Source organism: Mycolicibacterium rutilum, from assembly GCF_900108565.1.
Classification (GTDB): domain Bacteria; phylum Actinomycetota; class Actinomycetes; order Mycobacteriales; family Mycobacteriaceae; genus Mycobacterium; species Mycobacterium rutilum.
The window spans coordinates 3,017,059-3,042,691 of sequence record NZ_LT629971.1 but is presented as its reverse complement, the minus strand read 5'-3'; the positions used below and the strand labels follow the sequence as shown (position 1 = coordinate 3,042,691).

Annotated in this window: 26 protein-coding genes; 16 read left to right on the top strand and 10 right to left on the bottom strand. The window is 69.1% G+C overall.

Translation table 11 applies throughout. The annotated features are described in order from the left end of the window. Positions 1–107 precede the first annotated feature (107 nt). Genes BLW81_RS14885 through BLW81_RS14875 form a run of 3 tightly spaced genes read left to right on the top strand, consistent with a single transcriptional unit; the run spans position 108 to position 6,004 of the window. Positions 108–1,838: an ABC transporter ATP-binding protein gene (locus BLW81_RS14885; protein ID WP_083407829.1), complete on the top strand. Its 1,731-nt coding sequence runs from the start codon at positions 108–110 to the stop codon at positions 1,836–1,838. Between the two features lie 29 nt (positions 1,839–1,867). Beyond that, complete coding sequence (locus tag BLW81_RS14880) at positions 1,868–3,781, top strand: ABC transporter ATP-binding protein (RefSeq protein ID WP_083407828.1); 1,914 nt, start codon at positions 1,868–1,870, stop codon at positions 3,779–3,781. A gap of 57 nt (positions 3,782–3,838) precedes the next feature. Beyond that, entirely contained in the window at positions 3,839–6,004 is a 2,166-nt protein-coding gene (locus BLW81_RS14875) for a molybdopterin-containing oxidoreductase family protein (protein ID WP_083410557.1), read from the top strand. On the opposite strand, the gene BLW81_RS14870 is transcribed toward BLW81_RS14875, so the two are convergent. Next, a complete protein-coding gene (locus tag BLW81_RS14870) occupies positions 6,001–6,567 on the bottom strand; it encodes an ATP-binding transcription factor AbmR (RefSeq protein ID WP_083407827.1) in 567 nt (188 codons plus the stop codon). The genes BLW81_RS14875 and BLW81_RS14870 overlap by 4 nt on opposite strands. Before the next feature lie 18 nt (positions 6,568–6,585). Then, complete coding sequence (locus BLW81_RS14865; protein ID WP_083407826.1) at positions 6,586–7,635, bottom strand: aldo/keto reductase; 1,050 nt, start codon at positions 7,633–7,635, stop codon at positions 6,586–6,588. A gap of 79 nt (positions 7,636–7,714) precedes the next feature. On the opposite strand from BLW81_RS14865, the gene BLW81_RS14860 reads away from it, so the two are divergent. Both BLW81_RS14860 and BLW81_RS14855 read left to right on the top strand, forming a co-directional pair. Next, positions 7,715–8,323: a TetR/AcrR family transcriptional regulator gene (locus BLW81_RS14860; RefSeq protein ID WP_083407825.1), complete on the top strand. Its 609-nt coding sequence runs from the start codon at positions 7,715–7,717 to the stop codon at positions 8,321–8,323. Between the two features lie 34 nt (positions 8,324–8,357). After that, positions 8,358–8,816, top strand: coding sequence for an SgcJ/EcaC family oxidoreductase (locus BLW81_RS14855; RefSeq protein ID WP_083407824.1), 459 nt, complete (start codon positions 8,358–8,360; stop codon positions 8,814–8,816). Here the strand turns inward: BLW81_RS14855 and BLW81_RS14850 are convergent. Next, complete coding sequence (locus BLW81_RS14850) at positions 8,813–9,013, bottom strand: hypothetical protein (protein WP_083407823.1); 201 nt, start codon at positions 9,011–9,013, stop codon at positions 8,813–8,815. The two genes, BLW81_RS14855 and BLW81_RS14850, sit on opposite strands and share 4 nt — an antisense overlap. 38 nt (positions 9,014–9,051) lie before the next feature. Between BLW81_RS14850 and BLW81_RS14845 the strand changes: the two genes are divergently transcribed. Continuing rightward, positions 9,052–9,912, top strand: coding sequence for an AIM24 family protein (locus BLW81_RS14845; RefSeq protein WP_083407822.1), 861 nt, complete (start codon positions 9,052–9,054; stop codon positions 9,910–9,912). On the opposite strand, the gene dtd is transcribed toward BLW81_RS14845, so the two are convergent. Continuing rightward, complete coding sequence (gene dtd / locus BLW81_RS14840) at positions 9,913–10,344, bottom strand: D-aminoacyl-tRNA deacylase (RefSeq protein WP_083407821.1); 432 nt, start codon at positions 10,342–10,344, stop codon at positions 9,913–9,915. Between the two features lie 83 nt (positions 10,345–10,427). On the opposite strand from dtd, the gene BLW81_RS14835 reads away from it, so the two are divergent. Genes BLW81_RS14835 through BLW81_RS14820 form a run of 4 tightly spaced genes read left to right on the top strand, consistent with a single transcriptional unit; the run spans position 10,428 to position 14,393 of the window. Then, positions 10,428–11,024 carry a class I SAM-dependent methyltransferase gene (locus BLW81_RS14835; protein ID WP_083407820.1) on the top strand — a complete coding sequence of 199 codons (597 nt, stop codon included), beginning with the start codon at positions 10,428–10,430 and terminating at the stop codon, positions 11,022–11,024. 48 nt (positions 11,025–11,072) lie between these two features. Then, the gene (locus BLW81_RS14830; protein WP_083407819.1) at positions 11,073–11,282 is read left to right on the top strand and encodes a heavy-metal-associated domain-containing protein; all 210 of its coding nucleotides are present in this window, start codon (positions 11,073–11,075) and stop codon (positions 11,280–11,282) included. Further along, positions 11,282–12,181 carry a DUF8832 domain-containing protein gene (locus tag BLW81_RS14825; RefSeq protein ID WP_083407818.1) on the top strand — a complete coding sequence of 300 codons (900 nt, stop codon included), beginning with the start codon at positions 11,282–11,284 and terminating at the stop codon, positions 12,179–12,181. Before BLW81_RS14830 ends, BLW81_RS14825 begins: the two co-directional genes overlap by 1 nt. Next, positions 12,171–14,393 (top strand): heavy metal translocating P-type ATPase, encoded by a 2,223-nt coding sequence (locus BLW81_RS14820; RefSeq protein WP_083410556.1) that lies wholly within the window; start codon positions 12,171–12,173, stop codon positions 14,391–14,393. The genes BLW81_RS14825 and BLW81_RS14820 overlap by 11 nt, the downstream gene beginning before the upstream one ends. Here the strand turns inward: BLW81_RS14820 and BLW81_RS14815 are convergent. Further along, positions 14,377–14,787: a hypothetical protein gene (locus tag BLW81_RS14815; protein ID WP_083407817.1), complete on the bottom strand. Its 411-nt coding sequence runs from the start codon at positions 14,785–14,787 to the stop codon at positions 14,377–14,379. The genes BLW81_RS14820 and BLW81_RS14815 overlap by 17 nt on opposite strands. A 14-nt stretch (positions 14,788–14,801) precedes the next feature. After that, positions 14,802–15,929, bottom strand: coding sequence for an adenylate/guanylate cyclase domain-containing protein (locus BLW81_RS14810; RefSeq protein ID WP_083407816.1), 1,128 nt, complete (start codon positions 15,927–15,929; stop codon positions 14,802–14,804). A 34-nt stretch (positions 15,930–15,963) separates the two neighbouring features. Between BLW81_RS14810 and BLW81_RS14805 the strand changes: the two genes are divergently transcribed. Continuing rightward, the gene (locus BLW81_RS14805) at positions 15,964–16,458 is read left to right on the top strand and encodes a DNA-deoxyinosine glycosylase (RefSeq protein WP_083407815.1); all 495 of its coding nucleotides are present in this window, start codon (positions 15,964–15,966) and stop codon (positions 16,456–16,458) included. Between the two features lie 4 nt (positions 16,459–16,462). On the opposite strand, the gene BLW81_RS14800 is transcribed toward BLW81_RS14805, so the two are convergent. Both BLW81_RS14800 and BLW81_RS14795 read right to left on the bottom strand, forming a co-directional pair. After that, entirely contained in the window at positions 16,463–17,842 is a 1,380-nt protein-coding gene (locus BLW81_RS14800; RefSeq protein ID WP_083407814.1) for an amidase, read from the bottom strand. A gap of 17 nt (positions 17,843–17,859) precedes the next feature. Then, positions 17,860–18,687, bottom strand: a complete 828-nt coding sequence (locus BLW81_RS14795) for an AraC family transcriptional regulator (RefSeq protein ID WP_083407813.1) — start codon at positions 18,685–18,687, stop codon at positions 17,860–17,862. A gap of 640 nt (positions 18,688–19,327) precedes the next feature. On the opposite strand from BLW81_RS14795, the gene BLW81_RS29715 reads away from it, so the two are divergent. From BLW81_RS29715 to BLW81_RS14770, 5 genes are all read left to right on the top strand, one after another. Beyond that, positions 19,328–20,731: a hypothetical protein gene (locus BLW81_RS29715; RefSeq protein WP_197680319.1), complete on the top strand. Its 1,404-nt coding sequence runs from the start codon at positions 19,328–19,330 to the stop codon at positions 20,729–20,731. 133 nt (positions 20,732–20,864) lie between these two features. Further along, positions 20,865–21,833 carry a hypothetical protein gene (locus tag BLW81_RS14785; RefSeq protein ID WP_083407811.1) on the top strand — a complete coding sequence of 323 codons (969 nt, stop codon included), beginning with the start codon at positions 20,865–20,867 and terminating at the stop codon, positions 21,831–21,833. Between the two features lie 92 nt (positions 21,834–21,925). Beyond that, complete coding sequence (locus BLW81_RS14780) at positions 21,926–22,399, top strand: VOC family protein (RefSeq protein WP_083407810.1); 474 nt, start codon at positions 21,926–21,928, stop codon at positions 22,397–22,399. A gap of 16 nt (positions 22,400–22,415) precedes the next feature. Continuing rightward, on the top strand, positions 22,416–22,853 hold the full coding sequence (locus tag BLW81_RS14775; RefSeq protein WP_083407809.1) for an HIT family protein: 438 nt from the start codon (positions 22,416–22,418) through the stop codon (positions 22,851–22,853). A gap of 10 nt (positions 22,854–22,863) precedes the next feature. Beyond that, on the top strand, positions 22,864–23,310 hold the full coding sequence (locus BLW81_RS14770) for a nitroreductase family deazaflavin-dependent oxidoreductase (RefSeq protein ID WP_083410555.1): 447 nt from the start codon (positions 22,864–22,866) through the stop codon (positions 23,308–23,310). Here the strand turns inward: BLW81_RS14770 and BLW81_RS14765 are convergent. Together BLW81_RS14765 and BLW81_RS14760 are read right to left on the bottom strand one after the other, a co-directional pair. Next, on the bottom strand, positions 23,307–24,344 hold the full coding sequence (locus BLW81_RS14765; RefSeq protein WP_083410554.1) for an LLM class flavin-dependent oxidoreductase: 1,038 nt from the start codon (positions 24,342–24,344) through the stop codon (positions 23,307–23,309). The two genes, BLW81_RS14770 and BLW81_RS14765, sit on opposite strands and share 4 nt — an antisense overlap. Positions 24,345–24,349: 5 nt before the next feature. Next, on the bottom strand, positions 24,350–25,585 hold the full coding sequence (locus BLW81_RS14760; protein WP_083407808.1) for an FAD-dependent oxidoreductase: 1,236 nt from the start codon (positions 25,583–25,585) through the stop codon (positions 24,350–24,352). Between the last annotated feature and the right edge of the window lie 48 nt (positions 25,586–25,633).

Sequence of the window (25,633 nt, the reverse complement as noted above, 5' to 3'; positions counted from 1 at the left end):
GCAGGTCAAAGCGTCAACCACCGACATGCCGGTTGACCTGCTGATTTTCGCGCCGCCGGGGTGTTGCTCACCGCGGGTGTCCGGACCCGGTGTGCGACAGTAGCGGGATGCTTTGGGCGCTGCTGCGACAGTATGCGCGGCCCTACCGGGGCCTGCTCGCCATCGTGGCCACGCTTCAGGTGATCAGCACCCTGGCGTCGCTGTACCTGCCGACGGTCAACGCCGCGATCATCGACGACGGCGTCGCGGTCGGCGACCTGCGCCGCATCGTGGAACTGGGCGTCGTGATGCTCGCGGTGACCGGCCTGCAGGTGGTGTGCGCGATCGGTGCGGTCTACTTCGGGTCGCGCGCGGGCATGGGATTCGGCCGGGACCTGCGCTCGGCGATCTTTCATCACGTCACCGGCTTCTCCGCCGAGGACACCGCGCGCTTCGGTGCGCCCTCGCTGCTCACCCGCACCACCAACGACGTTCAGCAGATCCAGCTGCTCGTGCAGCTGACCTGCACGATGCTGATCACCGCGCCGATCATGTCGGTCGGCGGCATCGTGATGGCGCTGCACCAGGACGCCGGGTTGTCGTGGCTGCTGCTGGTCAGCGTGCCGGTGCTGGCGCTGGCCAACTACTGGATCGTGCGCCACCTGCTGCCGATCTTCCGCCGGATGCAGCGCCTGATCGACGGCGTCAACCGGGTGATGCGCGAACAACTCGCCGGGCTGCGGGTGATCCGCGCGTTCGCCAGGGAGCCGTTCGAACGGGCCCGCTTCGGGCAGGCCAATCAGGCGCTGGCCGACACCGCGCTGGAGGCCGGCCGCTGGCAGGCGCTGATGCTGCCGGTCACCACGCTGGTCATCAACGTCTCGAGCGTGGCGCTGATCTGGTTCGGCGGGCTGCGTATCGACGCCGGGCAGATGCAGGTCGGCTCGCTGATCGCGTTCCTGGCCTACTTCATGCAGATCCTGATGGCCGTGCTGCTGGCCACCTTCATCCTGGTCATCATCCCGCGTGCGTCGGTGTGCGCCGAACGCATCAGTGAGGTGTTCGCGACCGTCCCGCAGATCACCAGCCCGGCCCACCCCGTGCGTCCCGACCGGATCGACGGGCAGGTGCAGCTGCAGAACGCGACGTTCTGCTATCCCGGCGCGGAACAGCCGGTGCTGCAGGATGTCTCGTTCACGGCACGACCCGGTACGACGACGGCCGTCGTCGGCTCGACCGGATCGGGGAAGTCGACGCTGATCGCGCTGATCTGCCGGATGTACGACGCGACAACGGGTTCGGTGCTCGTCGACGGGGTCGACGTGCGCGACTACGACCCCGAGCAGCTGTGGTCGGCGATCGGGCTGGTACCGCAGCGGGGATACCTGTTCTCCGGCACCGTCGCCGACAACCTGCGGTACGGGAAGGCCGACGCGACCGACGACGAGATGTGGGAGGCGCTGCGGGTCGCGGCGGCCGACGACTTCGTGCGCGCGCATGCCGACGGGCTGGCGATGCGCGTCGCGCAGGGCGGCGCCAATTTCTCCGGCGGGCAGCGCCAGCGGCTGGCCATCGCGCGCGCCGTGATCCGCCGGCCTGCGGTGTACCTGTTCGATGACGCGTTCTCCGCGCTCGACGTGCACACCGACGCGAAGGTCCGCTCAGCGCTGCGCGACGTCTCCGCCGACTCCACCGTCATCATTGTCTCGCAACGCATTTCGACGGTGATGCGGGCGGATCAGATCGTCGTCATCGACGACGGCCGCGTCGTCGGCACCGGCACGCACGACACCCTGATGGCCCGCTGCCCGCAGTACGCCGAGTTCGCCGACTCGCAGTCGCTGGGGGTGGCGCGGTGAGTGCGCCTGCGGGCCCGCCGATCCGCGGCATGGTGCAGGGGCCCACGCAGCGGTCGCGGGATTTCACCGGTTCGGCGCTGCGGCTGGTCAAACGGTTGACGCCCGAACGCGGGCTCACCGCGGCGGTCATCCTGCTCGGGGTCTGCGGCATCGCGATCAGCGTCATCGGTCCGCGAATCCTCGGGCACGCCACCGATCTTCTGTTCAACGGGGTGATCGGCCGCGAACTGCCCGCGGGCGTGACCAAGGAGCAGGCGATCGAGGCGGCCCGCGCCCGCGGCGACACCACCTTCGCCGATCTGCTGAGCGGAATGAACGTCGTCCCCGGCGAGGGCGTCGACTTCGGCGCCGTCGCGCGCACGCTGCTGCTCGCGCTGGGGCTGTACCTGGTCGCCGCGCTGCTGGTGTGGCTGCAGGCGCGGCTGCTCAACGTCGCGGTGCAGCGCACCATGGTGCGGTTGCGCGCCGACGTCGAGGACAAGGTGTACCGGATGCCGCTGTCCTACTTCGACTCCCGGCAGCGCGGCGAGGTGCTCAGCCGCGTCACCAACGACGTCGACAACGTCCAGACGTCGCTGTCGATGACGATCAGTCAACTGTTGACGTCGGTGCTGACGGTGTTCGCGGTCCTGGTGATGATGTTGACGATCTCGCCGCTGCTGACGTTGCTGACCGTGGTCACGGTGCCGTTGTCGCTGTGGGCGACGCGGGTGATCGCGCGTCGCTCGCAGCGGTTGTTCGTCGCGCAGTGGGCCAACACCGGCCGGCTCAACGCGCACATCGAGGAGACCTACAGCGGGTTCACGATCGTCAAGACGTTCGGTCACCGGGCCGCGGCCACCGACGCGTTCCGCGAGTACAACGACGAGGTCTACCGCGCGAGCTTCGGCGCGCAGTTCTTCTCCGGGCTGGTCTCGCCGGCCACCACGTTCATCGGGAACCTCAGTTACGTCGCGGTCGCCGTCGTCGGTGGCCTGCAGGTGGCCACCGGGCAGATCACGCTGGGCAGCATCCAGGCGTTCATCCAGTACGTTCGCCAGTTCAACCAGCCGCTCACTCAGGTCGCCGGGATGTACAACACGCTGCAGTCCGGGGTGGCCAGCGCCGAACGGGTCTTCGACCTGCTCGACGCGGAGGAGGAAACCCCCGACCCCGAGGCGCGAACGGTGATTACCGCGCGAGAATCGGCGGAAATTTCGAGCGGTAATCACCGTTCGCGCAAGATTGGCGGGCGTGTCGAGTTCGAGCGCGTCACCTTCGGCTACCACCCGGACACACCGGTGATCGAGGACCTGTCGCTGGTGGCCGAACCGGGCAGCACGGTGGCGATCGTCGGCCCGACCGGCGCGGGCAAGACGACCCTGGTGAACCTGCTGATGCGGTTCTACGACGTCGACGCCGGCCGGATTCTGGTTGACGGCGTGGACATCTCGACGGTGAGCCGCCAGTCGCTGCGGTCGCAGATCGGGATGGTGCTGCAGGACACCTGGCTGTTCGGCGGCACCATCTACGACAACATCGCCTACGGCCGCCCGGACGCCGGCGAGGACGAGGTGATCGCCGCCGCGAAGGCCGCTTACGTCGACCGGTTCGTGCACATGCTGCCCGACGGCTACCAGACCGTGGTCGGCGACGACGGCGGTGCCATCAGCGCAGGCGAGAAGCAGCTCATCACGATCGCCCGCGCGGTGCTGGCCCGGCCCCGGCTGCTGATCCTCGACGAGGCGACCAGTTCGGTTGACACCCGCACCGAGTTGCTGATCGCGCAGGCGATGGCCGAGTTGCGCCGGGACCGAACGAGTTTCATCATCGCGCACCGGCTCTCGACGATCCGCGACGCCGACGTCATCGTGGTGATGGACGCCGGCCGGATCGTCGAACGCGGAAGCCACACCGAACTTCTCGCTAAGCGAGGCGCTTACTGGGCGATGACCCAGGCGTAACAGAAAAGTGCCCGCGAAACGGACAAGGCAGGCGTTCGTGTGCGGCAGGATGACCACGTGAGCGAGACGGTCTACACCTTCTGCCGGTACTGCCTGGCGTCCTGCGGTCTGGAAGTGACCGTCGAGAACAACCGCGTCACCAAGATCGCCGCCGACAAGCAGAACCCGCACACCTGGCAGGACTTCTGCGCCAAGGGCCGTACCGCGAACCGCCTCGTCGAGCATCCCCGCCGCATCCTCAACCCGATGCGCCGCGTCGGCGACACCTACGTCGAAGCCACGTGGGACGAGGCGATCGCGGACATCGCCGCGCGGATGACCGCGGCGATCGAGGCGGGCGGACCGGATGCCGTCGGCGTGTACTACGGCAATCCCGCGGGGTTCTCGTCGTCGAACATCATCTTCATGAACGGCTGGCTCGACGCCGTCGGGACCCACAGCCGCTACTTCGTCGGCTCGGTCGACCAGAACGCGATGCACGTTGTCGCGCAGGCGATGTACGGCTCGATCCTGATGGCGCCGGTCTCCGACGTCGACAACTGCGACTACTTCCTGCTGGTCGGCACGAACCCGGCGGTCAGCGCATGGAACTGGCTGGAGACGGTGCCCGGCGGATGGCGCCGCGCGCTGGCCCGCCAGAAGCAGGGCGCGACGATCGTCGTGGTCGACCCGCTGCGCACCGAGTCCGCCGAAAAGGCCGACGAACACCTGGCGGTGCGGCCGGGCCAGGACTGGGCGCTGCTGCTGGCGATGGTCAAGGTCATCCTCGACGAGGGTCTCGAACACGCCTCGGACTGCGCCGATCTCGCGACCGGCGTCGACGATCTGCGGTCGCTGGTCGCCGACGCCGACCTCGACGACCTGGCCGCGCGTTGCGACATCGCCCGCGAGCGCATCGAGCGGGTGGCCCGCGACTTCGCGACGGCGCGGGCGGCGATGGTGGTCACCCGGACCGGGGTGTCGCTGCACCTGGCCGGCACGGTCGCCGAATGGCTGGGCCACGTGCTCAACGTGATCACCGGGCGGATGGACCGGCCCGGCGGCCGGCGCTACGAGCCGGGCTACGTCGACGCCATCCGGATGTCGGCGATGGTCAAGGCCAAACCGCACTACAGCAGGCTCGCCGGCCGCGAGATGGTCGCCGGCGCGCACGCGCTGTCCGAGTTGCCCGACGAGATCACCACGCCGGGCCGCGGCCAGATCCGCGCGATGCTGATCAACTGCGGCAACCCCGTCGTCTCCGGACCGGACGGGGCCAGGCTCGACGCCGCACTGGCCCAACTCGACCTGCTGGTCGCCATCGACTTCGTGCAGCGCGAAAGCCACCGGCACGCGCACTGGCTGCTGCCCGCGACCCACTGGTTGGAGCGTGACGACCTGCTCGCGTTCACCAGCAACATGCACGACGAGCCGTATCTGCAGTACGGCGCCAAGGCCGTCGACCCGCCGCCGGGTGCGCGGCAGGAGTGGCGGATCTTCACCGACCTGGCGATCGCGATGAACAAACCGCTGTTCGGCGCCAAGGGGCTCAACGGGTTCATCAGGGCCACGCGCGCCGCCGCCCGCCTGACGCGGCGACCCGCCGTCGAGTTCGGGCCGCACTGGATCGACCGGCTGGTGGTCGCGACCGGACGAAAGTTCAACGGCCGCAGGATCAAATGGCGCGACGTGCGGGCACACCGGCACGGCTGGGTGCTCGGCCCGCGCGAGTTCGGGCACTTCCGCGAGGCGTTGCGCACCGACGACAAGAAGGTGCACGCCGCCCCGCCGGAGTTCGTGGAGCGCGCCCGCGAACTGCTCGCCGAACCGCACGCGCAGCCTCCGGTCGACTACCCGTTCCAGCTGGCCAACCGCAGGCACCGGCATTCGATGAACTCGTGGCTCAACGACCTGCCCGGGCTGCATCCGGCGGGGAAGGGCAACGACGTGGTCATCCACCCCAAAGACGCGGCCGCACTCGGCGTCAGCGACGGCGACCTGGTCCGGGTGTTCTCCCCCGTCGGCGCCGTCGAACTCCCCGCCACCGTCAGCGAGGCACCCCGGGAAGGCGTCGTGATCGTCGATCATGGTTGGGGCTCACGGGTTTTCGACCCGCGCGGCGGCCAGGACCCGATCTCCTACGGCGTCAACCGCAATCTGCTGATCGACGCGGGACCGATCGATCCGCTGTCGCAGACCACCGCGTTGAGTTCGGGCTACGTCGGGGTCGAACGCGTGGGTTAGAGGTTCGGACCCTCGGCGCGCAGATCGTCGACGTTGCGCATCGCCTGGCGCAACTTGTCGAGCCACTCCTCGGCGTGCTCGCCGACCAGCCGCACCGACCACGCCAGCGCGTCCGAGCGGGACCGCGCCACACCGGCGTCGACGAGGGTGTCGAGCACCTGACGTTCGGGCTGCCGCAGCCGCGTCATCACCGGCACTGCCAGATGCGTGAACAGGATCCGTTCGGCGTCCTGACCCGGCGCGCCGATCTCGACGCCCCACGCGACCTTACGGCCGTACCGCGCCTCGGCTTCGTCGGCGATGCGCATGCGCTCGGACCGGGTCTCCTCGCGGAACCGCGCCACCCTCCCGGATGCCCGCGCCTCGCTCTCCTCGCCGCCCTCGGGATCGGGCAGTCGCCCGATCACAGTGATCTCCTCGCGGTCGACGACGACGATCGGGTCGCCGACGAACCAGCCGTCGGGTAGCCGGCCGGCGAACCAGTCGGCCGCGTCCCCGGCATCGGGCTGTGCCGCTTCCTGCCAGCCGCCGTGCCTGCGGCGACCGTGATGATGGTTTCTCATGATTACATGATTACATCCTTACCGCACGGCAGGAAGCGTGTTCGCCATCGGCGGACTCAGCCTCGCGAACCCCTCCTGGCGGTGATACGGGAAATACGGGTAGGGCGCCTCGACGCGGCTGACCGCATCGAGTGCGGCGAGGTGTTCGGCGTCGAGCCGCCAGCCGACCGCACCGAGGTTCTCCGCCAGTTGGCGCTCGTCGCGGGCGCCGACGATCACCGACGCCACGGTGGGCCTGCGCAACAACCAGTTCAGTGCGGCCTGCGGCACCGATCTGCCGGTCCGCGCCGCGATGTCGTCGAGGACCTCGACGATCGAGAACAGCCGCTCGTCGTCGACCGGCGGTCCGGCGTCGGCCGTGGCGTGCAGTCGGCTGCCGTCCGGAACCGGGCTGCCGCGCCGGATCCTGCCCGTCAACCGCCCCCAGCCCAGCGGACTCCAGACGAGTGCCCCGACACCCTCCGCGGCGGCCAGTGGCATCAGCTCCCACTCGTAGTCGCGGCCGACGAGCGAGTAGTACACCTGGTGTGCGACGTAGCGCGGCGCCTGGCGCCGATCGGCCACCGCCAGCGACTTCATCAACTGCCACCCACTGAAGTTCGACGCGCCCAGGTAGCGGACCTTGCCCGCTGCGACAAGGGTTTCCAGCGTCGAGACGACTTCGTCGATCGGCACCGAGGCGTCGAAGCCGTGCAGCTGGAACAGGTCGATACGGTCGGTCTGCAGCCGGCGCAGCGCCGCGTCGACGGCGCGCAGCAACCGCGTCCGCGATGTTCCCGAGTCGTCGTCACCGGTGGGCAGCGCCGCCTTGGTCGAGATGACGACGTCGTCGCGGTGGGGACGCAGTGCGGCGCCGAGCACCTCCTCGGACGCGCCGTCGGAGTAGACGTCGGCGGTGTCGAAGAGTGTGACGCCGGCCTGCAGGCACATGTCGACAATGCGCCGGGCACCGTTGACGTCGGTCTTCCCCCACGCTCCGAAAAACTCGCCGACACCGCCGAAAGTCGCTGCCCCGAAGCCGAGTTCGGACACTCTCAGGCCGGATGCGCCGACGTGCCGATATTCCATGACCGCTCCCTTGTCTCGCCGGATGAACGCTCCGGACAACAGCGCTTAATGGGAAGATATTCCTGTTAAGCTGGACCGCATGGTGAAGGCTCGCCCCGGTGGCCGCACAGCCGCGGTGCGGGCGGCCGTCCTGCGCGCCACCGAGGACCTGCTGATCGACGCTGGGCTCGCCGGGCTCGAACTGCCCGCGGTCGCCGAGCGCGCGGGCGTCGGCACGTCGACCGTTTACCGGCGGTGGGGCAGCGTGCCGGCCCTGATCACCGACATGCTGTGCGACATGGCCGAGCGATCGGTGCCGCGCGCCGACACCGGATCGCTGCGCGGGGACCTCCGCGCCAACGCGGCCCTGGTGCGCCGGACCCTGTCCGCGCCGCGGGAGGGCCGGCTGTTCCGGGCGATCATCGCCGCCGCGGCGAGCGACGACGCCACCGCGCAAGCACTGGCGGTGTTCTACGACCGCCGGGTCGCCGAGTGGGCAAACTGCGTCCACGACGCGGTCGTGCGCGGTGAAGCGCCGGAGCGAACCGACGCCGAAGCCGTCATCCGTCAGGTGTCAGCGCCGCTGTACTACCAGTCCCTCACCGCCACAAAGCCGTTGACAACCCGGGACGCCACGCGGGCCGCTGATGCGGCACTGGCCGCCGTCGCCGCGGGTGTGTTCAGTCCCGCGCGCAGACCAGGTTCTTGACCTCAACGGCCCTTGAGGTCATAGCGTCGCCGTCATGACCCGACCGACTCTGTCCGACAATGACCAGTGGCTGCGCGACGCGCATGCGGCCGTCGATGCGTTCGTCGCCGAACTGCAGGCCGCCATCGACGACGGCGACGCCGAGCTCTACAACGCCCATTTCGCCGATGATGTGCTGTGGGGCAGTCCCTTCGGCGCGACGGTCGCGGGCTACGACACGCTGCACGCCATCCACCGGCGGTTGTTCGCCGCGGCGGTCGCCGGGCCCCGGTCGCGCTACGAGAAGGTGGCGGTCAGCGCGCCGACGCCCGATGTCGCGGTCGCGCAGGTGCGTCGGACCGCGCTGAACGCCGACGGCACACCGATTCCCATCGAGCAGCCGGCGCCGTTCTCGGAGATGGCGCTCTACGTCCTGGTGCGTCGCGACGGCCAGTGGTGGCTGGCGGCCGGTCAGAACACCATCGTGCGGCCGACACCGCAGAACCGGAACTAGCGGCGGACCAACAGCATCGCCCCGCCGGCCAGCACCGCGCCGATCAGCAACAGCACCGCCAGCGTCGGGCTGACCAACCACCACACCAAGCCGATCGCGATCAGTGCCGGTGAGGCGACGAAGAGCACCATGCCCGGATGCTGTTTGAGAACCGCGAAGGCGCTCTGGGCGCGCACCCGGTCGATTTCCTTTGCCATGGCCCAAGAATGCCAGTTCGTGACCTACTTTGGAGGCCATGACAGCACCGAACGACGGAAGCTGGCGACCCGACCCCGAGGGCCGCTACGAGTACCGCTGGTGGGACGGCACGCAGTGGACGGATCAGGTGTCACACCAAGGGCAGATGGGCCGCGCGCCGCTGACCGCTCTGCCGCAGTCCGGGCCACCGCCACACCAGGCCCAACCGCAACCGGCCGGTGACGGTTTCGCCGGCATCACCGGTGATCTGGTCGACGGCCGGTTCAGCGAGAAGGAAGCCAGGGCGATCGCGAATCAGAACACCAAGCTGTTGCGCGTGCGCCTCGGCGAACCGTTCATGGCCCGGCAAGGCTCGATGGTGGCCTACCAGGGCAACGTCGACTTCGCATTCGAGGGCGGGGGTGCGTCGAAGTTCCTCAAGAAGGCGCTGACGGGCGAGGGTCTCCCACTGATGCGGTGTCAGGGCCAGGGCGACGTCTTCCTCGCCGACCGCGCCTACGACGTGCACCTCCTGCAACTGACCAACTCCGGGTTGTCGATCAGCGGCAAGAACGTGCTGGCGTTCTCTCAGAGCCTGGACTGGAACATCGAGCGGGTGAAGGGCGGCAGCATCGCCACCGGCGGGCTGTTCAACACCACGCTGCGCGGTACCGGCTGGGTGGCGCTGACCACTGACGGACCGCCGGTCGTGCTCAACGCCGCCGAGGCGCCCACATTCGCCGACACCAACGCGGTCGTGGCCTGGTCGGCGAACCTGCAGACCCAGCTCAAGACGAGCTTCAAGGCCGGCGCGCTGATCGGTCGCGGATCCGGGGAGGCGGTGCAGGTGTCGTTCTACGGGCCGGGGTTCGTGATCGTCCAACCCTCCGAGGGCGCCCCGCCGGTCGCGACGCAGTGATCAGAGCTCGAGCAGGACGGTCACCGGACCGTCGTTGACGAGCTCGACCTCCATGTCCGCGCCGAACACCCCGGTCTCCACGTGCGCGCCCAGACCGCGCAGGGCCTCGGCGAACGCGGTCACCAGCGGCTCGGCGACGGCGCGCGGCGCGGCGGCGTTCCAGGCCGGCCTGCGGCCTTTGGCGGTGTTGGCGTAGAGCGTGAACTGGCTGACCACCAGGATCGGCGCCGACACATCCGATGCGGACTTCTCGTCGTCGAGAATCCTGAGCTGCCAGAGCTTTTCGGCCATCCGCTGCGCCTTGGCGGGGTCGTCGTCGTGGGTGACGCCGACGAGCGCGAGCAGGCCCTGGCCGTCGGGACGGATGGCGCCGACGATCGCGCCGTCCACCGTGACGGCCGCCGAGGTCACCCGTTGGGCGAGAACACGCATGCCCGCAGATGCTGCCACGTCGGCGCGGACCGCCCGGACGTAGCCCTGTCGGCGGATACCCTACCGGGGTACCGTTCGATGCCATGAAACTCAACTCAGTCGAGCGCGCGATGATGAACAATCCGTTGCGCGCCGCACACCAGCACAGGCGGGAGGCCGCGTGGTTCCGCCGCCTGGCCGGCGGCGATCTGGCCGGTCAACATGTCCTCGAGATCGGCTGCGGCCGCGGGGTGGGCGCTGAAGTGATCCTCGACCGGCTCGGCGCGCAGCAGGTGACGGCGTTCGATCTCGACGACTCGATGGTCGAGTTGGCCCGCAAGCGGCTGCACGGACGCCCGGTGTCGCTGTCGGTCGGCGACGTCAACGCGATCTCTCAGCCGGCGGCATCGGTCGACGCGGTGGTCGACTTCGGGATCATCCACCATGTGCCCGACTGGCAGGGCGCCATCGGCGAGATCGCGCGGGTGCTGCGGCCGGGCGGCCTGCTGCTGTTCGAGGAGATTACGCGGCACGCCTTGGAATGGTGGGCGTTTCGGGCCCTCACCGACCACCCGCGGGAGAACCGGTTCGAGGCCGACGAGTTCGCCGCCGAGCTGGGCCGCCACGGTCTGCACGGCACGGGCACACTGGAGCACCGTGCCGGCGGCGCGCTGTTCGTCGGGGCGGCCCGCAAGGTCTGACCCGACCCCGCTTGAATACCCCTAGGGGGTATCTGTACGCTGGGCTGCATGACCACCACCACGACCGTCACCGTCACCGGAATGACCTGCGGCCACTGCGCCGCCTCAGTACGCGAGGAGATCGGCGAGATCAGCGGCGTGACCGCGGTCGACGTCGACGTCGCGTCCGGCATGGTGACCATTGACAGTGTGGCCCCGGTCGAAACCGGCGCCATCCAGAACGCCGTGGAAGAAGCGGGCTACCGCTTGGCCGGCTGATGAACACCGGCAGCCGGATCACCGCGTTCGTCGCCGCGCTGGCGGCGGTCTTCGCGGTGTCCGTGTGGGTCGGCCGCGCGTTCGGCCCGGACGGCGACGCGGCGGGGCATTCGACCGCTGCGCACGATGCGTCCGCCGCCGAGCAACCGGGCGGCCTGCAGGTGACCGAGGACGGCTACACGCTGGACCTCGCACAGCCGCTGCAGCGTGCCCGGGACAATGCGCCGTTCCGGTTCCGGATCCTCGGCGCCGACGGTGCGCCGGTCACCCGCTTCGCGGAGACGCACGAAAAGCTGCTGCACCTGATCGTGGTCAGCAACGACCTGGCGGTGTTCCAGCACCTGCACCCGGTCCTCGACGAGCAGGGCACCTGGCGGGTCCCGGTCGATTTCCGCCGCGCCGGCGACTACCGCGTGTACGCCGATTTCGTGCCGGCGGGCGGACCCGCGGTGACGCTGGGCGCCAACGTGCACGTCGCCGGCGACTACCGGCCGCAGCCGTTGCCCGCGCCGGCCGTCGTGTCCGAAGTCGACGACTACTCGGTGACGCTCAGCGGTACCGCGCCCGCCGGCACTGCGTCGACGTTGACCCTGTCTGTCGAACGCGACGGCGCCCCGGTCGAGGACCTGCAGCCCTACCTCGGCGCCTACGGGCATCTCGTCGCGATCCGCGCCGCCGACCTCGGCTATCTGCACGTGCACCCGATGGCCGAGCGCAGCGGCCCCGCGATCCAATTCCGCACCGCCTTCCCCAGCGCCGGGGACTACCGGCTGTTCCTGGACTTTCAGCACCGCGACACGGTCCGCACCGCCGCCTTCACGGTGACCGTTCCGGGCTCGGCGGCGCCCGACCAAGATGGGCCCACCCAAGACGCGCACGGAGACGGACATGGCCACTGACACCATCGAGCTGTCGATCGACGGTATGACGTGCGCCTCGTGCGCGAACCGGATCGAACGCAAGCTCAACAAGATCGACGGGGTCACCGCGACGGTCAACTTCGCCACCGAGAAGGCCCGCGTGGAGTACGGCGACGGCGTGACCCCCGAGGCACTGGTGGCCACGGTGCACGACGCGGGTTACGAGGCCCACCTGCCCGTCACCGTAACCTCCGAAGAGTACGACGCCACAACGGATCCCACCGCGGCGCTGCGGCAGCGGCTGCTCGTCTCGCTGGCGTTGACGGTCCCGGTGATCGCGATGGCGATGATCCCCGCGCTGCAGTTCACCAACTGGCAGTGGCTGTCGCTGACGCTGGCGGCACCGGTCGTGGTGTGGGGCGCTTGGCCGTTCCACCGCGCCGCGTTCACGAACCTGCGCCACGGCAGCACCACGATGGACACGCTGATCTCGATGGGCACGCTGGCGGCGCTGGGTTGGTCGGTGTACGCGCTGTTCTGGGGCACCGCCGGCACACCCGGGATGACGCATCCGTTCTCGTTGACGCTGTCGCGCACCGACGGTTCGGGCAGCGTCTACTTCGAGGTGGCCGCGGGGGTGACGACGTTCATCCTCGCCGGGCGCTACTTCGAGGCGCGGTCCAAACGACGCGCCGGCGCCGCGCTGCGAGCACTGCTGGAACTCGGTGCTCGCGATGTGATGGTCCGCAGAGACGGTGTCGAGCAACGGATTCCGATCGACCAGCTCGTGGTCGGCGACGAGTTCGTGGTCCGGCCCGGCGAGAAGATCGCCACCGACGGCGTCGTCGTCGACGGCCGATCCGCGGTCGACGCGTCGATGCTGACCGGCGAGCCCGTGCCCGTGGATGTCGAACCCGGAGACGCGGTGGTCGGAGCGACAGTCAACGTCGACGGGCGGCTCGTCGTGCGCGCCCACCGCGTCGGCAGCGACACCCAGATCGCCCAGATGGCGCGCCTCGTCGCCGAAGCCCAGAACGGCAAGGCGCCCGCGCAGCGCCTCGCCGACCGGATCTCCGGTGTGTTCGTGCCGATCGTGATCGCGCTCGCGGTGGCCACCCTCGGATTCTGGCTGGGCACAGGGGGTTCCGTGGCCGCTGCGTTCACCGCGGCGGTCGCGGTTCTGATCATCGCGTGCCCGTGCGCGCTCGGGCTGGCGACCCCGACCGCGCTGATGGTCGGCACGGGCCGGGGCGCCCAGCTGGGCATCCTCATCAAGGGCCCCGAGGTGCTGGAGTCGACCCGGCGCGTCGACACCATCGTGTTGGACAAGACCGGCACGATCACCACCGGCACGATGACGCTCGTCGATGTCGTAACCGCCGGCGGTACGGAAGCCGCCGACGTGCTGCGGGCCGCCGGCGCCGTCGAGGACGGGTCGGAGCATCCGATCGCGCGGGCCATCGTGCAGGGCGCCCGCGACAAGGTCGGCGAGCTGCCCGTCGTCGAGGACTTCGTCAACGAACGCGGTCTCGGTGTGCGCGGCGTCGTCGACGGCCGCGAGGTCGTTGTCGGGCGCCGGCGGCTGTTGTCCGGCTACGACTTCCCCGAACAACTGGAAGGCGCACTGCGTCAAGCTGAGTCGGAGGGCCGGACAGCGGTCGCGGTCGGCTGGGATGACGAGGTCCGCGGTGTCCTGGTGGTGTCCGACACCGTCAAACCGACATCGGCGCAGGCCGTCGCCCGCCTGCGCGCGCTCGGGCTGAGCCCGGTGATGGTCACCGGCGACAACGAGGCGGCGGCACGCACCATCGCGGGGCAGGTGGGCATCGACGACGTGGTGGCCGAGGTGCTGCCGCAGGACAAGGTCGACGCGGTCAAGCGTCTGCAGGCCGACGGCAAGGTGGTGGCGATGGTCGGCGACGGCGTCAACGACGCCGCGGCGCTGGCGCAGGCGGACCTCGGTCTGGCGATGGGCAGCGGCACCGACGTGGCGATCGAAGCCAGCGACGTCACGTTGGTGCGCGACGACCTCAACGCGGTGCCCGACGCGATCCGCCTGTCACGCAGGACATTGTCGACGATCAAGGGCAATCTGTTCTGGGCGTTCGCCTACAACGTCGCCGCACTGCCGCTGGCCGCCGCCGGACTGCTCAACCCGATGATCGCCGGCGCCGCGATGGCGTTCAGCTCGGTCTTCGTGGTGAGCAACAGCCTTCGGCTGCGCCGCTTCTCGGCTACAGCGTCGCGTTGATCGGACCGAGCATCTGGCAGTTGGGCTCCAGGGCGTCCTCGAACACCTTGCCGCAGCCCCGCCCGCTCGAGATATAGGTGGCGCCAGGCTGATACGGCTCGAAGAACACCTGCGCGGCTCCCGGCCCGCGGGCCTGCGTGCACTGTCCCTGCGAGCTGGGCCCGGCCAGGTACACGCAGGCGACACTCATCGCGGGCCGGAACGGACCGAAACAGTCGCCGAACGACACCGTCGCCGTGACCCGGCCGACCCCGTCGGTGTGCACCACCTGCGGCGGTGACAAGGTGTACCCGCACGCCGGCGGCAGCGGCTGCGCATGCGCGGATCCCGCACCCAGCAGCGCGGCCCACCCGGCGAGCAGCCCGACCCACACGACCTTCACGACCCGGCTCATGGGTGAAGGGTAATTCAGCCGTCGGCGTGGCGGACCCTGAACAGCTTCACCTCGGACTTGATGTTCTTGAGGCGGCGCGCGCCGGCGAAGGAGAACGCGAACCGCTCGTCGTCGACGGCTTCTCGCGTCGACTCCGGCACCAGAACCGATCCGGGCCGGGCCGCCCCGGTGACGCGGCTGGCGAGGTTGACCGAACTGCCGAACCAGTCTCCGGTGCGGCTGACCGCCATTCCCGTCGCCACCCCGACCCGCAACTGCGGGAAGTCCTCGTCGTCGTTGGTCTGCTCGACCAGCCGCAGCACGGCGTCCAGCAGCGGGACCGGATCGGGGCTGACCAGCATCACCTCGTCACCGATGGTCTTGACGAACCGGACCGGCGGAACCGACACCTCGTACGCGAGGTCGGACAACCGCTGAGCCAGCCGCTCCAGATCCTCGGGCGGGACCGCTTCACCCAGTCGGGTGAAGCCGACGAGGTCGGCGAACGCGATCGTGACCAGTCGGGCGCCGGGCAGGCGCTGCCCGTCGGCGCGTTCGGACGCGGTGATCGCCTCGGTCTCCATCAGGTGCCGCAACTGCAGGCGAAGCATCTCCTGGATCATCGGCCCGAGCATCGGGGACGCAGCGTGCACGAGTGCCTCGGCGTTCCTGGCGATCTCGAGTTCCGACGCGCCCGGGTTGAACACCGTCGCCAGCGCCGCGTAGCGCATGACTTCCGCAGCCTTCGACAACCCCTCGGTCAGCACACGCGTGATCTGCACGAGCTGTTCGGGTTCGATGCCGAATTCGAGGAACTGCTGGCTGAAGGTGGCGACCTCGGCGTCGGCACGCAGGTAGACCGCGGCATCGGGATCCTCGACGGCGGGCAGGCCCATCGCCCGCTGGACGCGTTGCAGCAGGCCGAGATCCATCCCGATCTTCTCGCTGGTTTCGCGGGCCGACACGTATACGCCGTCGTCGCCGAGGGCCTGCCGGGCGCCGAGCAGCATGGGCAGGAAGGCGTTGCGGATCTGGTCGACGGTGATGCCCTTGTCGAGCAGCCAACGGATCAGTGCTGCGCGTTGGGCGCGCGCCTCGCCGTCCAGCCCGTCGAGCAACCCCGACTGCTCGATGTCGAGGTCGTCGGCTGGGTCGTCGGCCATCGGCCCAACGTATACCGCGTGGGATAGTCGCATCATGGGTTCGTCGGTGCTGCACGGACTGCCGCCGATCGTGGGCGTTCGGCCGCACACGTTGATCCTCGGCAATATGCCCAGCGTGATGTCGCTGGCCTCCCAGCAGTACTACGGAAACCCCCGCAACGCTTTCTGGCGGATCGCCGGCGAGATATTCGGGTTCGCCGCCGACGCGCCGTACCTCGAGCGGTGCGCGGCGGTGACCGGGCACGGCATCGCAGTGTGGGACGTGCTGCGGTCCTGCCGGCGCGAAGGCAGCCTCGATTCGGCGGTGGAGCCGAACAGCATGGTGCCCAACGACTTCGAGGGCTTCTTCGCCGCACACCCGAGCATCGCGAAGGTGGTGTTCAACGGTGCGGCGGCCGAGAGGAACTTCTCCCGTCTCGTCGCTTCTGCACCGAATCTGCCGTATCGGCGGCTTCCGTCCACCAGTCCGGCGCAAACGATGCCCTACCTCGACAAGCTCGCGGTGTGGCGCGAAGCGCTGGGCCCCTGACGGTTCAGGACACCGGCGGGCGCCGGTGCGCCCACGGCCTGACCTTCTCGATCTGACCGGCCAGCGACAGCAGCGTCGCCTCATCGGAGGGCCTGCCGATCAACTGCACGGACGTCGGCACCCCGTTGCCGTCGAATCCCCACGGCACGACCGCGGCCGGTTGCCCGGTCACGTTGATCAGCGCCTGATACGGGACGCGCGAGGCCACCGAGAGCAGCGTCGACAGCATCCCGCGGCGCTGATATCCGCCGATGCGCGAAGGGCCGCGGGCCGTGCCCGGTGTCACCACGACGTCCACGTCATCGAAGATGGCCTGAATGCGTTCGGCCGTCACGCTTTCCGCCGCACGGATCGCCGTCATCCGGCGATCAGAAATCATCTTGCCGACCCGTGCGAAGCTGCGCGTGCGGGCTTCGAGGCGTTCGGGATGCGCGAGCGTCTGAACGTCGTCATAGCACCCTCTGAAGTACCGCGGCAGCGCCTGGTCGAACATCACCGACGTCGGGTAGTCGGGATCGCGGACGACCACGTCGTGGCCGAGATCGCGCAGCAGCCTGCCCGCCTCGTCCAGTGCGGTTCGCTGCACCCGGCCGAGCCGTGCCATCAGCAGCGGAGGGAGCTTGTCGCTCAACGCGATTCGCAGGCGCCGCGGTTCGTTCTTGGCTGCATCGACGAACCCGGACTCCCCCGTCACCGCCTCCAGGAACAGGCCGGCGTCCTCCACCGTCCGCGTGATCGGCCCGTTGACGCTCAGCCCGTTCCAGGCGTCGTCGTGCGGCGCCATCGGCACCCGGTCACGTTGCGGTTTGAGGCCGAACAAACCACACCAGGTGGCCGGGATCCGGATCGATCCCATGCCGTCGGATCCCAACGCGATCGGCGCCAGCCCCGCGGCCACCGCCGCACCGCTTCCGCCGCTGCTACCGCCCGGCGCGAAGTCGACGTTCCACGGGTTACGTGTCGCCCCGAACGTGATGGTTTCCGTGAACGGCCACAGCAGCATCTCCGGGACGGTGGTCTTGCCGATCACGACCGCACCGGCCTGCCGGAGACGTTGGACCACTTCGGCGTCGCGCTCCGGCGCCGGGCCGTGCGCAGAACTGCCGTATGTGGTCGTCTCGCCGGCGACGTCGACGTTGTCCTTGATCGCGATCGGCACGCCGAGCAGCGGCAGCCGCTCACCGGCGTCGATCCGGGACTGCGCGGCGGCGGCCTCACGGCGGGCGCTCTCGGCGACGACGACGCGGTACGCGTGCAACAGCGGGTCGAGACGTGCGATGCGGTCCAGATACAACTCGAGCAGATCCGGCGCCGTGATCGCGCCCGCAGCGAGTCGGCGCGCCTGCTCGGCGGCGCCGGCGAACGCGAGCTCGCAGGTGTCCACGGCCGCAGCGTATCGGCTCAGGGCCGGTATCTGGCTGCGTATTCGCCGGGAGTTTCCCCGAGCATCGCGCGGAAGTCGTTGATGAAATGCGCCTGGTCGTACCAGCCGAGGCGGACTGCGAGGTCGGCGAAGTCGATGTCGGGCGCGGTTTCGATGTCCAGCGCCGCCTGCTGCAGCCGGTACCGGCACAGCACCCATTTGACCGGTACGCCGACGTAGCGGCGAAAGACGCGCTGCGTGGTGCGCGTGCTCCACGGGGACAGCTGCATCACCTGTTCCACCCTCTGCAGCCGCTCGTCGTCACGGATCCGGTCGACCAGCGCGGTCAGCGCGGTGTACGTCGGGTCCTGCTGCGGGCGGTGCGCGGCGATGAGGTCATCGAGGGTCGCGGCGGCCGATTCGATGTCGTCGTCGAATTCGATTGCGGCACCGATGAGCTCATCGTCTGCCGGAAGCACCCGACCGGTCAGCGTCGACGCGTCGCGGCCGAAGCACGCGGTGAAGCCGCCGGGCCGGAATCTGGCGCCCACCACGGCGCCCACGCCGTCGATCGTCGTGTGGAAAACCCGCTCGACCACGCCGTGCACCAGGGTGTTCGGCAGCGGCGCGCCGTGGCGTGAGCCGCCGTCGCCCCACTCGCGGGTGAGATGCACCGAGGGGAACGTGATCACCGTGCTGCGGTGCGGGTCTGCGCCCCGCAGATCCCATCGCACCGACCAGAAGTTGTCCACGTACGTCGCCGACCCGCCCGAGGGCGTCCACCGCTGCAGGTCGAACTTCGATGCGCTGGTGGCGCGTCCGACGACGCCGCGGATCGGCGCCGCCGAAACGTCGTGTGGGTCCATGGTCGAAAGGCTACGAAAGCGGCCATTGTTGGGCCATTTCGACCCGTGGGCGCAGCACGTCCCTACGCGGCCCCGACAACGTCGCCAGCGACGCTGCCCGAGTCGGCGGATAAAGGCTTCGCTTCCTGTCTAATTGCCCGCCTCGAATAACCGCGCGAATGCGCCTCCGCATTGACCGTCCGGCGTGGCGGCGCCGCCCGGCGGACCGACGGGCGAGATTCCGCACGGCGTAACGCCACGTCCCGGCTGTGATCGCACGGCTGCCCGCGTCGACGGACCGCAACGCGACCCACACGTGCACAATCCGCGATTTCAGTTAATAGCATGGTCGAAAATTACAAGAGCCCAAGTCAGAAATATCGTTACCGCTAATATTTGCGATCTTCGCAGCAGTCAATTCTTTTGGTTTGCGCGCGCTGCGCGACCATACTGCGATGTATCGATATCTGCGCACGTAGCAGCATGCCATTAGACGGCTGCGCGGATTGCGGCGACCGCGAATCAACGCCGATGTATATTTGCCAAAAATGCGCCTTCTGCGACACCAATGTGCCAGTGTGATGCTTGACACAGCTATCAGCAAAGTTCTACTGTCCTGCCCAAGCAGCACGGCCAGTCTGCGACGAGGAGGGAGACGTCGATGAACTCGGAACTCGGTGACGCTGGCCGGCGTCGGCGTAAACGGTCGGGACACCACCGCAGGACCCGCCGGACGCGGTCCTGGTTCACGCGTTCGATCGCCGCGGGCGGCGCGGCGATGTGCATCGGCGCCGCCTACGACCTGAGCACCCCGACCGCGGATGCCCTGTCGATCCTGCTGCCGGGCCGCACGGTCGACGGCGTGGCCAACACGACTCGGATCAACATCTTCGAGGGCAACATCTTCGACCCGCAGCTGGGCCTCACCGGCGGTAATACGAGCAACAACAAAACCATCGGCAACGTGCTGATGAACATGGGCAACAACATCGTCAACCAGTTGTTGTCCGCCCAGATCAACCTTGCTGGCGCGACCGGCAACGGCAACACCACCCAGATCAACATCCTGTCCTACAACATCTTCAACCCGCAGTTCAGCCTGTTCGGCGGTGCGAACATCAGCAACAACACGACGGTGTCCAACGTCGCGATCAACAACGGCAACAACAGCAGCACCACGGTGAGCACCGGCTCCGGGCCGTTGCCGTGGCTCGGCGGAATGATGGGCAACGGCAACACCGTTCAGTTCTCGCTGCTGTCCGGGAACATCTTCAATCCGCAGTTCAGCATCTTCGGCGGCAACATCAGCAACAACACCGCGGTGACCAACGTCGCGATGAACAACGGCAACTACAGCCACACCACGGTCGCGCTGGGCGGATGGTTCGGGACGTTCCTGTTCGGCGGCGGTAACGGCAACACGCTGCAGTTCGGGTTCTTCGTGTCCAACATCTGGAATCCGCAGTTCAGCTTCGGCGGCGGGAACATCAGCTACAACACCGCGACGAGCAACACCACCAGCGGCAACGGCAACAACAGTTCGAACGGCGTGTCGGGCAACGGCAACACCGTCGTCGGCGGCACCAACGGCAACGGCAACTCCAATCAGGTCTCTGTCGGCTCGGGCAACATCTCCAACGACCAGGTCAACATCGGCCCGGGCTCGACGAGCACCACCACCACCAACCCGCCCGACCCGATCGAAGAGTTGCTGAGTGCGCAGACGACCACCGCGGCCTCGACGAGCCTCGCGCTCGACGAAGGCGCGACCAACCGCCGCGCCGGAGCCGATGACGACGACGAAAACGGCAGCGACACAGGTGGATCCGGCACACATCTGAGCGGCGTTTCGACCTCGCGCCTCAACACTGATGACCAGGGCACCAGCCCTGAAGGACCGGGCACCGGCAGCGGGGGGCCCGCCGGCGGCGACGGGCCGGGCACCACCGGCCCGGGCGCAGGCGCCGCCCCCGACGGTGACGGGCCCGGCGACGGCGGCGGCAGTCCCGGCGGCGAGAGCACGGGCGGCAACGACGGTGGCGGAAGCGACGGCTCCGCCAACTGAAGTCATGGAACGGGGGCCGTGGGAGGTGGCAATGACGTGACAGCGGACAGCAGTGTTGCGCGATGTCGCACTGCCTACCTTTTCGAACCCACTGACCAAGGAAGAACAGCAATTGTGAAGGAGTCCAACGGAAATGAACACTAGCAAGTCACGAGAGTCCGGCAGGCTGAGTCGCACCCTGGCGGTCAGCGCGATCGCCGGCTGCGCCATCGGCTTCGGTGCGCTGGCCAACGCCGCCACCGCGTCCGCTCAAGACGACTGCATCGACTCGGGATTCGCCTGCGGCTGGTTCAGCGGCATCCTCAACGGCAACAGCCTGCAGATCGGCAGCAACGGCAACGGCGTCACCAATCAGTTCGGCGCCGCCAACGGCAACATCGCCAACGGGCAGCTCAACGTGCCGATCCTCAGCCCGGTCATCGCGGGCGGCAACGCGATCAACGCGGCGCCGACACTCGGCGGCCTCGCGCTCGGCGGAGCGGCCACCAGCCTCGCCGCCGATGTGGACGTGCCCGTCGCGGGCGCGGCGTTGGGCTTGAACCCCGCGCTCGGCGGCATCGGTGTCGGCGGGTCCAATCTCGGTGCGGCGCTGGGCGGTCTGGCGCTCGGCGGTTGGGGCACCGGCGCGGCGGTACCGGTCTCGACCGGCGGCGTGGCGATCCCGGTGGACGCCGGCGTGCAGCTCGGCGTCGGCGGTGCGGGCGTCGGTGCGCTCGACGGCACAGGCACCGGCGGCGGCGGAACCGGCGCGCAGACCGTCGGCGGCGGCTCGACGACCGCCGGTGGTGGCAGCAGCACGGCCAACGCGGCGGGCACCGGCGGAGAGGCCACCGGAGGCGAGGCCGACAACGACCAGGACGCCGGCGACGGCACCGGCGGCACCGCCAACAGCAACGGCAACATCACCCGCGGCGGCAACGCCACCAGCAGTGGTTCGGCCACCAGCGGCCCGGCCAACGGCGGCGCCGCGACCGGCGGCGGTGCGCGCAGCAGCGCCAACGCCAACGCCGGCGGCAACCAGTCGAACAACAACTCGACGAACAACTCGTCGAGCAACAACGGCAACAACTCCAACAACAGCACGGGTGGCAACAACAACTGACGCGTGCAATCCGGCGGCGTCGCCCCCTACCCGGGGCGGCGCCGTCGCGTTTTTCCAATACCGGGCGCCGGGGCGCGCAACAGACTGGGCCCATGAGCGCACAACCGATACCCACCGGCTACACCAGCCTGACCCCGTTCCTGTGCATCGACGGTGCGGCGGCCGCAATCGATTTCTACACAGAGGTTTTCGGTGCCGAACTCGTCGACCGGATGGACGGCCCGGGCGGCACCGTCGCGCACGCCGAACTCGACTTCGGCAGCGGACGCCTGCAGGTCGGCGATCCGGCGGAGGCCTATCAGATTGCCGCCCCCGATCCGGCCCGCCCCGCGACGTACTCGATCGGTCTGTACTGCGGCGACGTCGACGCCGTCGTCGCCAGGGCACAGGAGGCCGGGGCCACCGTCCGCGAACCGGTGCAGACATTCGTCACCGGTGACCGGTTCGCCTCCATCGTCGACCCGTTCGGCACGCGGTGGTCGGTGATGACGCGCGTCGAGGAGGTCTCGCCCGAGGAACGGGAACGACGGCTGAGCGAGTGGGCCAAGGAGAACGTCGCGACCTGACCGCTACGGTGGCGGAATGTCGTGTGTTTTCTGCGCCATCGTCGCCGGAGAGGCGCCGGCCATCCGCATCTACGAGGACGACGACCACCTCGCGCTCCTCGACATCCGTCCGTTCAGCCGCGGCCACACCCTGGTCATCCCCAAGAAGCACACCGTCGACCTGACCGACACACCGCCGGAGACCGTCGCCGCGATGACCCGCATCGGCCAGCGCATCGCGCGGGCCGCACGCATCTCCGGTCTGCACGCCGACGGCAACAACATCGTGATCAACGATGGCAAGGCCGCATTCCAGACCGTCTTCCACATCCATCTGCACGTGCTGCCGCGGCGCAGCGGCGACAAGCTGTCGTTCGCCAAGAACATGCTGCTGCGTCGCGATCCCGACCGGGAGGAGTCCGGCCGCCTGTTGCGGGAAGCGCTGGCGCAACTCGACACCGCTGCGCAAGACTGACGTCATGGGCATGCCGTGGTGGGAGAAGTACATCGGATACCCGATGCTGTTGCTGCACGACAGGGTGCACAAGGCGACGGGCGGCCGGATCGGGCACACCATCCCGTTCGGTCCGCCGATGCTCATCCTGCACACCGTCGGCGCGAAAACCGGTGCCCAGCGCGCCAATACGCTCAGCTACGCCCAGGACGGCGACGACTACCTGGTGGTGGCGTCCAAGGGCGGTGAACCCACGGCGCCGGGCTGGTACCACAACCTCAAGGCCAACCCGAACGTCGAGATCAACGTCGGGCCGAAACGCATCCCGGTGACCACGCAGGCGGTGTTCCCGGACGACCCGGACTTCCCGCGGCTGTGGCGCCTGGTCAACAACATGAAGGGCAACAAGGACCGCTACATCGAGTACCAGAGGCGGACCACCCGTACGATCCCGGTGGTCAAGCTGACGCCGTCTTAGAACAGCTCTTTGGCCAGCAGTTCCAGCGTCTTGTCGCGGGCCGGCGCGGTCGCCGGATCGGTGCCCGTGCGCGCGGAGGCGACCGGGTTGATCATGACTTCGTCGACGCCGAACTGCGCGGCCAGTGCGCGCACCTGCTCGGCGGCCTCGGTCGGGTCACCGACGACCGCGCGCCCGAATGCGGCCTCGGCGATCCGCTGCGCCTGCGGAGCGAGTTCCTGGCGTTCGGCGTCCTCGACCAGGTCGAGCGGCCCCAGTGGCTGCCCCGTCCGCAGCCGCGCCATCATCTGCAGATTGGGCAACGCCAAAGCCGTTGCCTCAGCGTTGGTTTCGGCGACGACGGCGTTGACGGTCAGGAACGTCACCGGTTCGGGCGCCAGGTCGCTGGGCCGGAACTCGGACCGGTAGACCTCCAGCGCCTCCGCGGTGCCCTGGCCGGAGAAGTGGTGGGCGAACACGTACGGCAGCCCCTTCGCCGCGGCCAGGTGGGCCGAGTACATCGAGGAGCCGAGCAGCCACAGCTTCGGCTCGGTCACCGCGGCCGGCGTGGCCTTGAGGATGTAGCGCTGGTTCGGGATGGGCACCCGCACACCCCGCGCGCTCATCAGCGCGACGACGTCGTCGAGATAGTCCGGGAACGCCTCGATGTCGCGGTCGTCGCGGCCCGCGGCGCCGCGCAGCGCCATCGACGTCACCGGGTCAGAGCCCGGCGCGCGGCCGATGCCCAGATCGATGCGGCCCGGATGGGCGGCCTCGAGCAACGCGAACTGCTCGGCCACCGCCAGCGGCGCGTGGTTGGGCAGCATCACACCGCCGGAGCCCAGCCGCAGCTGCGTGGTGTGCGCGGCCAGATGCGCGATCACCACCGGCGGGCTGGTGGCCGCGACCGACGGCATGTTGTGGTGCTCGGCGACCCAGTACCGGGTGTATCCGAGCCGGTCAGCGGTCTGCGCCAGCTGCGTCGAGGCCGCCAGCGCGTCGCCGGTGGACTGGTCGGTGCGAACGGGTACGAGGTCGAGGACAGAAAGGCGCATGGCATTCACAACGCATCGGTTCGCGCGGACGTTCCCGCCAGGTCGATGTCGGGATCCGGTTGCTCGCGCAGCAGTTGCTGGATCGGGCGAAGCGCCCGTTCGACGCTGACGCACCGCATCGCGAGCTCACGCGCCACGGCCGGCAACCGGCCCCGCCGGAACATCATCGAGGCCAGTCGTCGCGAGTTGTCCTGCGCCGCCTCGACACGGGGTCTCTGCACCTTCTCGTAGGTGGCCAGCAGCTCGCCTAGCCGCCCGCGGTCCGCACGGCGCAGGACTCGGCTGAGCACCCAGGCCGACTCGATCGCCATGCCGGCGCCGACGCCCGCGGTGGGGAGGAAACCCGCGGCGGCGTCGCCGAGCAGGACGGTCCGTCCCGTCGTCCACCGCGGCGCACGACAGTCGGTCAGCGCCCAGTAGTACGGGTCGGGATCGGCGGCCACGGCCGCCATCGCACGGTCCAGTCGGACGTCGACCGTCGTGAGCCGGCGCCGCAGCGCGGCGACGAACGCGCCGGGCCCGGCCTCCGTCTCCGTGCGCGGGCCGCCGAGGAAAACGCCGAGCGCGCCTGCCACCGGGTACATCGCGACGATGGCGCCGACACCCCACAGTTCCGACCCGAGGTCACTGTCGGCGTCCTCGGCCGCCCACACCACCCAACCACCCCAGCCGGTGTCGACCCATTCGACGCCGTTCGTGACCAACTCCCTTGTCGCGGAGTGCATCCCGTCGGCGATCACGACAAGATCGAAGGCGAGCCGCCGCACGGTGCCGCCAACCGCGATGTCCACGTCCACCCCGTCTGCCGTTTCAGCCATGCCGGTGACGACGGCGTCGTAGGTCACCGGGCACCGGGGCCCGGCCAGCACGTCGAGGAGGCGACCACGGGCGATACCGCGGTAGTCACCGAACTGGGACATCAGCGTCTCGGTGGAGTCGACCCGCAGCCGCCGCCCGGTGTGGCCGTGCACGGCGTAGCGCGTCAACGCGACGCCGGCTTTTCGATAAGCCTCCCGCACGCCGAGGGCGTCCAGCGCGGGGTCCACCATCGGCATGAGCGCGAGCATGTAGCCCTGCGCCGAGACACCGTCGGCGCGTTCGATCAGCACCGGGTGCCGGCCGCCGCGCCGGAGCAGTTGGGCGGCGGTCACCCCCGCAACGCCCGCCCCGACGACCAGGATCCGGAAATCGTCCGCGGCGGCCTGTTCGTATTGCATTTCGAGGCTTGTCGGACTGAACATGATTGCGACGTTACCATTCTGTGTACCACCCGGTCCACACGATAGAGT